This window comes from Sphingobacterium spiritivorum, from assembly GCF_016725325.1.
Classification (GTDB): Bacteria; Bacteroidota; Bacteroidia; order Sphingobacteriales; family Sphingobacteriaceae; genus Sphingobacterium.
This window is the reverse complement of record NZ_CP068083.1, coordinates 3,141,717-3,154,159: the sequence shown is the minus strand read 5'-3', so window position 1 is coordinate 3,154,159 and position 12,443 is coordinate 3,141,717. Positions and strand designations below refer to the sequence as shown.

Annotated in this window: 7 protein-coding genes; 2 read left to right on the top strand and 5 right to left on the bottom strand. The window is 41.9% G+C overall.

The genetic code is table 11. The features are described from left to right. The first annotated feature begins 305 nt into the window (after nucleotides 1-305). Both purL and I6J02_RS13130 read left to right on the top strand, forming a co-directional pair. Nucleotides 306-3,974 (top strand): phosphoribosylformylglycinamidine synthase, encoded by a 3,669-nt coding sequence (purL, locus tag I6J02_RS13135; protein ID WP_201678341.1) that lies wholly within the window; start codon nucleotides 306-308, stop codon nucleotides 3,972-3,974. A 206-nt stretch (nucleotides 3,975-4,180) separates the two neighbouring features. Beyond that, nucleotides 4,181-4,588 (top strand): EthD family reductase, encoded by a 408-nt coding sequence (locus I6J02_RS13130; protein WP_201678340.1) that lies wholly within the window; start codon nucleotides 4,181-4,183, stop codon nucleotides 4,586-4,588. Nucleotides 4,589-4,673: 85 nt separating this feature from the next. Here the strand turns inward: I6J02_RS13130 and I6J02_RS13125 are convergent, their stop codons facing one another. The 5 genes from I6J02_RS13125 to I6J02_RS13105 all read right to left on the bottom strand — a co-directional run bounded on the left by I6J02_RS13125 (nucleotide 4,674) and on the right by I6J02_RS13105 (nucleotide 12,393). Then, nucleotides 4,674-5,939, bottom strand: a complete 1,266-nt coding sequence (locus I6J02_RS13125; RefSeq protein WP_201678339.1) for an MFS transporter — start codon at nucleotides 5,937-5,939, stop codon at nucleotides 4,674-4,676. A 351-nt stretch (nucleotides 5,940-6,290) separates the two neighbouring features. Continuing rightward, nucleotides 6,291-6,728, bottom strand: a complete 438-nt coding sequence (locus I6J02_RS13120) for a hypothetical protein (protein ID WP_201678338.1) — start codon at nucleotides 6,726-6,728, stop codon at nucleotides 6,291-6,293. After that, nucleotides 6,725-7,837: an efflux RND transporter periplasmic adaptor subunit gene (locus I6J02_RS13115; protein WP_201678337.1), complete on the bottom strand. Its 1,113-nt coding sequence runs from the start codon at nucleotides 7,835-7,837 to the stop codon at nucleotides 6,725-6,727. Before I6J02_RS13115 ends, I6J02_RS13120 begins: the two co-directional genes overlap by 4 nt. A gap of 4 nt (nucleotides 7,838-7,841) precedes the next feature. After that, nucleotides 7,842-10,994, bottom strand: a complete 3,153-nt coding sequence (locus I6J02_RS13110) for an efflux RND transporter permease subunit (protein WP_201678336.1) — start codon at nucleotides 10,992-10,994, stop codon at nucleotides 7,842-7,844. A gap of 10 nt (nucleotides 10,995-11,004) precedes the next feature. After that, nucleotides 11,005-12,393, bottom strand: coding sequence for a TolC family protein (locus tag I6J02_RS13105; protein WP_201678335.1), 1,389 nt, complete (start codon nucleotides 12,391-12,393; stop codon nucleotides 11,005-11,007). Nucleotides 12,394-12,443 lie beyond the last annotated feature (50 nt).

The following is a 12,443-nucleotide window of genomic DNA, read 5'->3' as shown; positions in this document are numbered from 1 at the left end:
ATTCGCAATTTTAGTTTCTTAAATATATAAATAATAAAATACATCCTAATTACGGTTTTCCGTATTTCAAATAAAAAATATTTATTAACTTTGTCTTGAAAGCAATTCACAATAAGGATTATTCCGTTGTGCAAACATTTAGTGCCTCGACTATCTTCGGGGCTTTTTTATCCCTTTTTGCTGCTCTGGCTGCGAAATTCAACTATCTCCTTAGTTCCTTCCATTTTTTACGTTGTTATGCTATTTAAGTCAAAGGATTAACGTATTTTTGTACTTTAATTCTACAAGACAACAATTTCATAGTAATGATTCATTTCTTTGTGAACCAATCGAACACTGTTTATGCTGTTCAAACTCAAAAAGATTTATCAACCGAAGATATCTCTAAACTCAACTGGCTATTTGGCAACGCAACCAAAATTGAAAAAACCACTCTTGATGATTACTATGTAGGCCCTCGTGCTGCAATGATCACTCCGTGGAGTACCAATGCGGTGGAAATCACCCAAAATATGGCCGTTGAAGGAATTATTCGTATTGAAGAATTTCAGCCGGTGACAGCTGATTTCACTGACTTCGACCCGATGATCTCCCAAAAGTATAATGCGCTTACACAGGAAATGTACAGTATCAACATTACACCTGAGCCTATTATGGATGTGGATGATATTGCTGCTTACAACAAGCAGGAAGGTCTGGCTCTCAATCCGGAAGAAGTAGAATACCTGAACAACCTTTCGGTAAAACTGGGTCGTAAGCTGACAGATTCTGAGGTTTTTGCATTTTCGCAAGCCAACTCAGAGCACTGTCGTCATAAAATCTTTAACGGGACATTTGTAATCGATGGTGAGGCTAAACCGACTTCTTTATTCAAACTGATCAAAAAAACATCTGAAACACATCCTAATGATATCGTTTCAGCATATAAAGACAACGTGGCTTTTATAAAAGGTCCTGTTGTGACACAATTTGCACCACAATCAGCGGATAAGCCTGATTATTACACTGAAAAGGAATTTGAATCTGTAATTTCATTAAAAGCAGAGACGCACAACTTCCCGACTACTGTAGAACCCTTCTCAGGTGCTGCTACAGGATCAGGAGGCGAGATCCGTGACCGTCTGGCTGGCGGACAAGGTTCTTTACCACTGGCAGGAACAGCCATCTATATGACATCTTATTCCCGTCTCCATGAAGAGCGTCCATGGGAAAAAGCAATGCAGGAAAGAGATTGGCTGTACCAGACACCAATGGATATCCTGATCAAAGCATCCAACGGAGCTTCAGATTTCGGTAATAAATTTGGCCAGCCCCTTATTACAGGTTCTGTCCTGACTTTCGAGCATGAAGAAGATGCCCGTAAGATCGGATATGACAAAGTGATTATGCAAGCCGGAGGTATAGGTTACGGCAAACTGGATCAGGCAAAAAAACACAAGCCACAACCGGGAGATAAAGTAGTAATTCTGGGTGGTGAAAACTACCGTATCGGTATGGGAGGGGCTGCCGTATCTTCTGCAGATACCGGAGCTTTCGGGTCAGGAATCGAACTGAATGCCATTCAGCGTTCTAATCCTGAAATGCAAAAACGCGCTTCCAATGCAATCCGCGGACTGGTAGAATCCGACCACAATCCAATCGTGTCGATCCATGATCACGGAGCAGGCGGTCACTTAAACTGTCTTTCTGAATTGGTAGAAGAAACCGGTGGATTGATAGACCTGGACAAATTACCTGTCGGGGATCCTACCCTATCTGCAAAAGAAATCATTGGTAATGAATCTCAGGAACGTATGGGATTGGTTATTGGTGAAAAAGATATTGCTACTTTACAAAAGGTAGCTGACCGGGAGCGCTCACCGATGTATACTGTCGGAGATGTCACCGGTGATCACCGTTTTACTTTCGAATCCAAAACTTCGGGAGAAAAGCCAATGGATTTTGCACTGGAAGATTTCTTCGGGTCTTCTCCGAAAACCATTATGAACGACAGCACTGTTAACCGTACATATGCTGATCTGGACTATACAAAAAATGATATCCCTACTTATCTGAATCAGGTACTGCAACTGGAAGCGGTAGCTTCCAAAGACTGGCTGACAAATAAGGTAGACCGTTGTGTGGGAGGACGTGTTGCAAAACAACAATGTGCCGGCCCGCTACAATTACCGCTGAACAATGTCGGTGTCATGGCGCTGGATTACAGATCTGCTGAAGGTATTGCCACCACTGTCGGTCATTCGCCGGTTGCAGCATTGGTAGATCCGGCAGCAGCTTCACGTACAGCAATTGCTGAAGCACTTTCTAACATCGTATTTGCTCCGATCAAAAACGGACTTTCTGGTATATCGTTATCCGCCAACTGGATGTGGGCATGTAACAATGAAGGAGAAGATGCCCGTCTGTATGAAGCAGTACAGAGCTGTTCTGACTTTGCCATTGCCTTAGGTATCAATATTCCTACCGGAAAAGATTCCCTGTCCATGAAGCAAAAATATCCGAACGGAGATGTGATTGCTCCGGGAACTGTGATTATTTCTGCAGCAGGAAATTGTACAGATATCAATAAAGTCATAGAACCAGTCCTGAATAAAAATGCAGGTTCTGTTTACTATATCAATCTCTCAAAAGATACCTTCAAATTAGGGGGATCTTCTTTTGCGCAGATTTTAAATAAAGTAGGTAAGGAAGTACCGACAATCACGGATGCTGATTATTTCAAAAAAGCATTCAATACAATTCAGGAGCTTATCAAAGCGGATCAGATCGCAGCAGGACATGATGTAGGTTCCGGAGGTTTGGTTACGACTTTACTTGAATTGTGTTTCGCAGATGTAAATCTTGCTGCAAACTATGATCTGTCCGGTTTACAGGAAACAGATACGGTAAAAGCTTTGTTTAATGAAAATATCGCTGTTGTCCTTCAGGCTAAGAACAATGCTGCATTTGAAAAAGCATGTTCAGAAAACGGAATTGAAGCGGTGAAGATCGGTGAAGTTGTCGAAGGTTCATCTGTAACATTCAAGAATAATGAAGATCTGTTTACGTTCAATGTTGCAGAGACAAGAGATACCTGGTATAAAACATCATTCCTGTTAGATTCGAAACAATCTAAGAACGGCATGGCTCAGGAACGTTATACCAACTACAAAAACCAGCCGTTGAAATATGTATTTCCGGCTCATTTTGATGGTAGAAAACCCACTATTGACAATACACGTCCGAAACCAAAAGCAGCAATATTGCGTGAAAAAGGTTCAAACTCTGAGCGTGAAATGGCAAATGCCATGTATCTTGCGGGGTTTGATGTAAAAGACGTGCATATGACCGATCTGATCTCCGGTCGTGAAACATTAGATGACATTCAGTTTATCGGAGCAGTAGGCGGATTTTCTAATTCTGATGTTTTAGGTTCTGCTAAAGGTTGGGCAGGTGCATTTCTCTACAATGAGAAAGCGAAAAAAGCATTGACTGATTTCTTTGCCCGCCCGGATACATTATCTGTAGGGATATGTAACGGATGTCAGTTGTTCATGGAACTGGAACTGATCAACCCTGATCATGATGTACATGGAAAAATGCATCACAATACTTCGCAGAAACATGAGTCTAACTTTGTATCTGTAAAAGTTCAGGATAACAATTCAGTAATGTTATCTACACTTGCCGGATCAACTTTAGGTGTATGGATCTCACACGGAGAAGGTAAATTTAATCTACCTCAATCGGAAGAGCAATACCAGATCGTAGCGAAATATGCTTATGAGCAATATCCTGCTAATCCTAACGGTTCAGATTACAATACAGCTATGCTGTGTGACAAAACCGGTCGTCATCTGGTTACCATGCCACACATTGAACGTTCTGCGTTCCAGTGGAACTGGGCTTACTATCCGAATGATCGCAAAGATGAGGTATCTCCGTGGATTGAAGCCTTTGTAAATGCCCGCAAATGGATTGAAAATCAAAAATAGTCTTTCAGATATATATTGTAAAAATCTCCTCTTTAGCTTAAAGAGGAGATTTTTTTATTAAAACCTCTCCCTGACCCTCTCCTTAGAAAGGAGAGGGAATTGTTTCATCTCAAATTCTATGTAATTTATTAAATGAAAAATCGCCTATATTTATATTCATAAATCTTAACCAATAAAGATTATAAACCCTTGTCATATCAAACATTATGAAAACAAAAATCGGATTACTGATTGCCATATTGGCTCTCCTGATCAGCTGTCAGCAAAGTTCTGCACCTTCCTTAGCCTTTCATAAGAAAGGAATGATTAAAGTGACCATATTCTATCCAAAAGGGGAAGGCACGACCTTTGACATGGATTATTATATCCGCAAACATATGCCTTTAGTTCAGCGGGTGTATGGTGATGCATTAAAAGGTCTAACGATAGATAAAGGAATAGGAGGCGGATCTCCCGAAACAGCTGCGCCCTATATGGCCATGGGGCATCTGTACTTTGAAAATGTAGCAGCTTATGAAGAAGGATTAAAAAAGAACAGAGAGACCTTCGCAGCCGATTTCCCTAAATATACGAATGTTATGCCGGTCGTACAGATCAGTGAAGTGATTCAATAAAATGAAAGAGGCTGTCTTAAAAAGATCTCGCTTATATAATCTTTTAAAACAGCCTCTTGTATACCTCAGTTGATACAGGCAGCTATTATACCTGTTCCGGAGAACTTTCTTCTTGTTTCTCTGTTATTATATTTTTCTCCTTACCCAATCTCATCAGCGAAGGCGTAAAGAAAGACAGTAATCCTACTCCCACCACAACCAGTCCGAGGATAATGAAGGTAAGATTCACGCCTATGGTATCTGCTACAAAACCTGTACTTAACAATCCGACAACAGAAGGGATGACTACAATACTAAAGAACATCGAAAATACACGTCCCATCATGGCCGGATTTACCTCTTCCTGCAATACCGTCATAAAACTGGCATTGTATACTGAAGCCGCTAATCCACCAATTCCTGTAAGTACAACGAACAGTATAAATCCGGAAACCGGAAGCCAGCCGGATACCGCCAGACTAAGACCTAGCAGCATATGCATCGTATTAATAATAATGACTTTATGGATATTTGGCTTCCAGATACCCAACAATCCGCCACCGATCAGCATACCCACACCCCAGGCCATTTCAACTATACTCATTTCTATTTTGTCTCCGCCAAAATGATTGATGGTCATCAACGGAAAAAGTACTGCGACAGGCATAATACAAAAAGTAGCAATGACAGTATACAGGAACAGGTAAGAAAGTCCTCTGTTCTTACGTATTTCTTCCCATCCGAGTTTAATATCCTTCCACACTTGCTGTACACTTGCTTTGGCTTTCTCTGCTATTTCCGGATTGGGAATATGCACAAAGAGTAAGGAGGTAATTGCCACGACTGCTCCGGCAATATCCAAAAGCAACACATTTCCGATCGACATAAATCCAATTGCCAGCGCTCCAAGAGCAGGTCCTGCAATACTCGAAACAGATTGTATAATCTGATTTATACCTGCTATCCGTAACAATTCAGATGGAGGTGCAAGCATAGGAATCGCGGCCTGCATAGCCGGCATATGGAATGCAGAACCTACTGAACGCAGAGCCAGCATAACATAGATTAACAACAGACTTTCATTGCCCATATAAAAACTAACGGACATGATCAATGTACAGAATGCCACAAACCCATCTGCAAACATCATTGTTTTCTTTCGGTCCCAACGATCAATATATACACCTGCTATCGGACCGATAATAGCCTGCGGAAGCAGCCCTGCAATAGCTGCATAAGCCAATACTTCAGCAGAACCTGTTTCCAGACTCAACCAGATAATTACAGCAAAGTTGACTGCCGTACTGCTTAACAGGGAGATAAACTGTCCCACCCATATAATAGAAAATTTCTTTTTCCAGGAATTTTGCATATAAAATAATTTTGAGAATACCTTAAAAGGCACACTCTGGTCAATAAAAATAAAAAAATGATTTCCAATGTTCCGGAAACGGAAACATTGTGATAGAATTTAAAAAGAAATCCTATACCCAGCTAGGCGACAAGTCTGTCACGAAAGGTGTAAATTCTATATAATGCTGCTATCCACATGATGGTATGCGTTTAAAATATGTTGCAAATATAGTATTTTTTTCGAAATTAGAAAATAACTATTAAACACCTGTAGGAAGATACGTTTTATACTTTAAAAGCCAAAAGCCCTCACGGGCTTTTGGATAGGATAACATATGATAATCACAGGTTGTACTGAATACATCGCATTTTAGTTCTGCTGTTGTTTTTCCAGAATAAATTGATCATATGTTTGTTTACTTTCAAAATATGCGACCTCGCCATTCTCCCCGATCATGACAATATAAGCAGAAGCTTTATCCACACTTTTCATCGTTTGCGGATCTATAGCTGTACGGACAGCAGCGTCTTTTGGGATACGCTCTTTACACATATTACAGCAACCGTAATAGATCTTTCCTTCAAAATCTACCTTAATCTGTTCTTTACCCATATAGGCGTCATTGACCATACAAACTAATTCTGAAGGCACATGGTCTCCTTTTTTTACAGTCCCTGCCAACGCTATGGGTTCCCCCGGACTGTTTTCTTCTACACTTGTCCCTTTCGCAGGAGTATTGTTGTTCTGACATCCTGTTAACAGAATCAGCAGCATAGCTGATCCACTTAATATTTTTATAATTTTCATGATCTTTTGTTTTTTATATTTGAAATTGTTGTGCCTTCCTGAATTTCTTCAGAAGCTTTCAGTATAATTTGATTTCCTTCTTCCAGATCCCCGAATATTTCTACCTGATCCGGCATACTTCGGCCTTTAGAAACAGGCACTTTTTTTACTTTACCATTTTCATCTTTGAGAATGTATACCCCCAGATTACTTTCTACCAAAGCAGTTTTCGGAACAAAGAAAGTTGCTTCAGAATGCTGTAAAGGAATCAATGTCTCTGCAACCATAAAGGGCTTCAATTCCTGCTGTATATTGTTGAAGTCCGCTTCAATCTTTTCCGCACGAAGTTTCAGATCCAGCGTACCTGATTTACGGGATATTTTTGCGAAATACTTTTTCTGCGGCAGAGAACGTACGGTAAAATGAATAGTATCCCCCAGATGGAGGAAACCTGTATTTGCTTCCGGAACGGAGAGGGATAGTCTAAGCTTCTGCGTATTCTGTACAGTCAACAGGGGTTTCTCCCCTCCTTTTCCCATTGGACTCACATATGCCCCGAGATCGACGTTACGATCGGTGATAACTCCCGAAAAAGGCGCACGGATCAGCAAATAGTCTTCTATATTCTTCAATTCCTGATAGCTCGCTCTGGCCGCATTGAGTTGTGCTTCATCAGCAATTCGTCTGGCCGTGATCTGGTCCAGTGCATCACGTGAAATTGCTCCCTTTGTCTCATTTGCTTTCAGCATACGATCGTAACTCGCTTTTGTAGCTGCATAAATTGCCTCTTGTCCTTTCCACTTTTCCTTTGCAGTAGCCAGCTGAGACTGGATCTCAGGAGCTTCCAGGATTATGAGCACCTGTCCTTTGCTGACACGATCCCCTATATCCACGCGAATGTTCTTTACATAACTATTGACTTTTGCATAAAGATCCGTTTGCTGATCGGGTGACAACTCACCTGCCAGCTTCAGTCTGACGAGTGGATTGCTTTTTTGAACAGCGACTGTTTCCAGATTTTGCGGCATAGCCATTGTCATTTTTTCTGATGTTTGTTTCTCTTCTTTATTAAAGCCGGAACATGAGGTAAACAGGATTACCGAAGCCAGCATATATATTAAATTGTTCATAGGATTAACGATTAGTATTGGAGGGTGAATAATGGATACTGGATTCATCTTCAGGATCAAGTGATACGGAAGTAATACTGCTTTTTTGCTGTATCCAGCTGAACAGTAGTGGCAGCAGAATCAATACGGAAAAGGTAGACGCAAAGAGTCCGCCTACTACGGCCCTGCCCAATGGAGACACCTGATCTCCGCCTTCTCCGAATCCGATGGCCATGGGCAGCATCCCGGCTACCATTGCCAGTGTGGTCATTATAATAGGACGCATACGCAGATTAGCAGCCTGCAGTGCTGATGTGGTCGCATCTCCGGTCTGCAGGCGAAGGGTCTCTGCATTAGTAATCAGCAAGACTGCATTGGCAATAGACACGCCTACGGACATAATAATACCCATAAAAGACTGCAGGTTGAGTGTAGAGCCTGTAAGACGAAGCAGCAATAAAGAACCTAATACTACAAAAGGTACAGTAGTCAATATCACAAATGAAACTTTAAAGGATTGAAAATTGGCGGTCAACATCAAAAATATCACAAGAACTGCTATTAATAATCCGCTTAACAAACTGTTGAAAGTATCATCAAGTACAGGAGCCATTCCGGCCAGTTTGATATTGACTCCTTTGGGCAGTTCACCCAGAGACGCAATAGCGAGTTCCACATCCTTTTTCGCTCTTTCCAGATCTGCCTGATGTAAATTAGCGGTGACTGTTGTATACCCCATGGTGCCGTCATTGTAGCTTTCGCCCATTGTTTTGACAGGCGTGATAGTGGCAACATCCCCAAGGACCGGTCTGTCCGAATTTCTGGATAATGGAATATTCGCCAGCTCGTCACGGGAAGTCAGCATATGCTGAGGCATCTGTACCTGTACATCATATGCAATATACATCATCCCTCCTACCCACATATTCTTACTTGTATAACGGGAAGAAGCAGTCGTCGCAACCAGTGATCTGGCAATATCCTGAGCATCTAACCCCAGTTGAGCGGCGCGGGTACGGTCAATCTGGATTTCCAATGCCGGATAGTTCATAGACTGAGGAATTTGCTGATCACGCATGTAATCCAGTTCTTTAAGCTTAGTCAGAAGCTTATTGGCGTACATCATATTCATCTTTTTCATCATTCCCGCAACACGGATTTCAACTGGAGTATTTGCCCCCTGACTCAGTATTTTTTCCGTCAGTTCTATAGGCTCAAAAGACAATTTCAATTCGGGCATTCGCTCACGCAAATGTTTTCGGATCTTATCTTTCAACGCATCTGTATTTCCGTCTACAGACCGAAGGGCAACCTGCATCAGGGCTTCATGTGGCCCGGCATTATAGAGATAGATAGGACTCACGGCAAATGTCGAAGGATGTTGTCCGACAAAAGTGGATGAGATACTGACATTATCTTTTCCTAATAAGGTATCCAGTTCGCCCAGCACGGCTTTGATTTTTTGTTCGGTTTTTTCTATCCGTGTACCTTCGGGTGCTGTGATCCTTAGCTGAAACTGACGGGAATTTACAGATGGCAACACATCTTTTCCGATATGCATATACATAAAGGAAACAGCTATAATCGCAGCAATCATACTGAGCGAAAAGATAATTTTCTTACGCTGCATCAGCTTGGTTAAAAAGTATAAAAACCGCACTTTAAACCGGTCAAATCCACTTTCTTTCTCCTCATGTTTCTCTTTATTCTTCATCAGCCAGTTGGCCATTACAGGCACAAAAGTCTGAGACATCAGAAAAGATATGATCATGGAGAATCCTATAGCTAATGCAAGCGGCATAAATAATGCGCCCGGTATTCCAGTCATCACGACAGCCGGAGCAAACACAGCAAGAATACATAAGAGAATCAGCAGTTTTGGAAATGCTATTTCTTTACACGCATCCCAAATCGCCTGAGCCTTTGTTTTTCCCATAGCAAAATGTTGATGAATATTCTCAACAGTAACGGTACTTTCATCTACCAATATCCCGATAGCCAGTGCCAGTCCGGACAATGACATGATATTAATAGTTTGTCCGAACAGCTTTAGAAACAGTACACCTGCTATAATGGAAATAGGAATGGTCAGGATTACAATCAAAGCCGCTCGTCTGTCTCTCAGGAAAAGCAAGACCATTAATCCGGTCAGAAGTGCGCCCAATACTCCCTCTACCACCAGACTTTTCACAGCATTAATAACATATACAGACTGATCAAATTCATAGGAGATCGACACTCCTTCCGGCAGATTGCGCTGGATATCCGGAATCGCTTTCTTGAGACTGCTAACCACATCATATGTAGAAGCATTCCCAGACTTGGCGATATTAATGTAAACAGAGCGCTTGCCATCTATCAGCGCATAACCTGTCGTAATATCTGCTCCGTCTTTTACAGTCGCGACATCCCGGATATAGACATTATCAACCTGTCCTTTAAAAATCGGGATATCACCAAATTCTTCTACCGTCTTCAGGGTATTGTTGGTCGGGGTCAGGTAGTTGATATCATTGATATATACATTTCCTGAAGGAGAGGTAATATTCTGCCTGCTGATAGCTTCCACTACCTGTTCGGGAGATAGCGAATGTGTCCTAAGCTTACCCGGATCAATATTAATTTCAATCGTTCGGGGACTACCGCCAAAAGGCGGTGCTGTTGTCAATCCCGGAATAGCAATCAGGAATGGCCGGGCATTGAAATTGGCTATATCCTGAAGCTCATTATTGGTTTTCGTATCACTTCTGAATACGAGCTGCCCTACAGGTTGTGAAGAAGCATCAAAACGAATGATAAACGGAGGAGGTGCACCGGGAGGCAGGAATACCTGCGAACGGCTGGATAACGCATTGATGGACGCAATAGCTTCTCCCATGTTAGTCCCTTCATAAAAGTTTATTTTCATCAGGGTTAATCCCTGGGTATTTTTGGTTTCAATACTCTTGACCCCATTCGCAAAGAGCATCATATTCACGTACATTTTAGTGAAATATCCTTCCATCTGTTGTGGCGTATACCCGTGAAAGGAATGTGCAATATAGACTACAGGCAAGTTCATTTCAGGAAGTATATCGACCTGAACATCTTTGGTGGCCTTGATTCCAAAGAATAAAAGTCCCACTACCATTACAATAATGGAAACGGGTTTTCGCAATGCGAAACGTATTAGATTCATTTTTCCGGAATTATTTTGAACGTGAATAAAGTAACAGATGGAGATCTCCGTTTGCTGCAGACTGCAGCAGCAGAGCCTGCCAGATATTATTCTTAGCAATCTCATGCTCTATCTCTGCCCGATTGAGTGCATAGAGTGCCTGTGTAAAGTCAATCAGTGTCGTTAATCCATTTTCGTAAAGTGCGCTGTGCTGCCGATAGGCTAATGTGGCAGACTCTAACTGAATCTTCGTCTCTTTGAGGTTGTCTCTGGCATTTTCATATTGTGCATTTGCCAGTGCTTCCTGTGCCTTCAGCTCTTCATGTACACGTTCATAATCATGTCTGAAAGCTTGTGTAAGGTATTGTTGTTGCTTCTGCTTATGATTATTACGGAAAATATTACTGATGTTCCAGTTCAGATTAAACCCTACTATATAATTGGCTCTGTCAATACCTGCTCCTTTCCAGTAAGAAGAAGAATAAGCTGTATTATCCTGAACATAATTCCAGTCAAAGCCTGTACCTCTTCCCTGAATCACACCAAATGCAGACAGTGAAGGCTTTTTTGTAGCAAGGGCGACTTTTTCCTGCTCGACACTTTCATCGATTTTATGTTGCCGGAACAAAAGAACCGGATGCTGTCCGGCCGGAAGAGCGGGTGTCCTTGCTGCCGGAGGTTCCGAAGTATAATAAAGACTGTCTGTCGTATAGTGCTGAAAAGGTTCACCCATTAAAACAGACAGGTCTGTGGAATATGCCAGTACCTTATCATATGCTTTAATCTGGGCAGACTGAGCATTGGATACTTCCGCTTTGGCTAAGGAAGCATCAACTTCTGGTAGCAGACCACTGTTTGCCCGGCTTTGTGTCATTTCATAAAATACCGTCGCCCGATACAGATTTCGTTCCTGCACATATCGGAGACGTTGACTGGCGACGAGATTGAGGTAAGCGGCCCCCACTTTAATCTGATGCTGAAAAATTTCCTGGTCCAAACCGGATACCTGCACCTGATAACCGGCACGTGCCGCAGACAACTCGCTTTTGAGTCTGCCGAAAGTAAAGATATTCCAATTGATATTGGCCAGATACAATGATCCGAATGCTGAATTCCAATTCTGTTCGGCCAAAGGCATAGATGTGGATGTTACACCCAGTCCGCCATAGGCGTACATAGGACCATTCTGTGCATTTACAGAGCCGAATGACTGCTGCACCATAGCCGTTACATCCGGCAGGTACATGCTTTTACGGTAAGATACATTTTCCGAAGATGCATCTATTAAAGACTTCTTAGCCTTGATTTTTTGATAATTTTGAACGGATCGTTCTGCTGCATCAGGGAGTGTCAGCATCTGCCCTTGTACAAGGGAAGATACAAGACACAGTATCCCTGATACTATAATTTTTGGATACATATCCTATATAGTAAAATGAGACAATAAATAAATTTTATGCATGTCTTCTG

Bases quoted from the DNA above. Each gene is read 5' to 3' on its own strand.
- purL (WP_201678341.1), top strand. From the start codon at position 306: ATGATTCATTTCTTTGTGAACCAATCGAACACTGTTTATGCTGTTCAA.
- I6J02_RS13105 (WP_201678335.1), bottom strand. From the start codon at position 12,393: ATGTATCCAAAAATTATAGTATCAGGGATACTGTGTCTTGTATCTTCC.
- I6J02_RS13125 (WP_201678339.1), bottom strand. From the start codon at position 5,939: ATGCAAAATTCCTGGAAAAAGAAATTTTCTATTATATGGGTGGGACAG.
- I6J02_RS13110 (WP_201678336.1), bottom strand. From the start codon at position 10,994: ATGAATCTAATACGTTTCGCATTGCGAAAACCCGTTTCCATTATTGTA.
- I6J02_RS13115 (WP_201678337.1), bottom strand. From the start codon at position 7,837: ATGAACAATTTAATATATATGCTGGCTTCGGTAATCCTGTTTACCTCA.
- I6J02_RS13120 (WP_201678338.1), bottom strand. From the start codon at position 6,728: ATGAAAATTATAAAAATATTAAGTGGATCAGCTATGCTGCTGATTCTG.
- I6J02_RS13130 (WP_201678340.1), top strand. From the start codon at position 4,181: ATGAAAACAAAAATCGGATTACTGATTGCCATATTGGCTCTCCTGATC.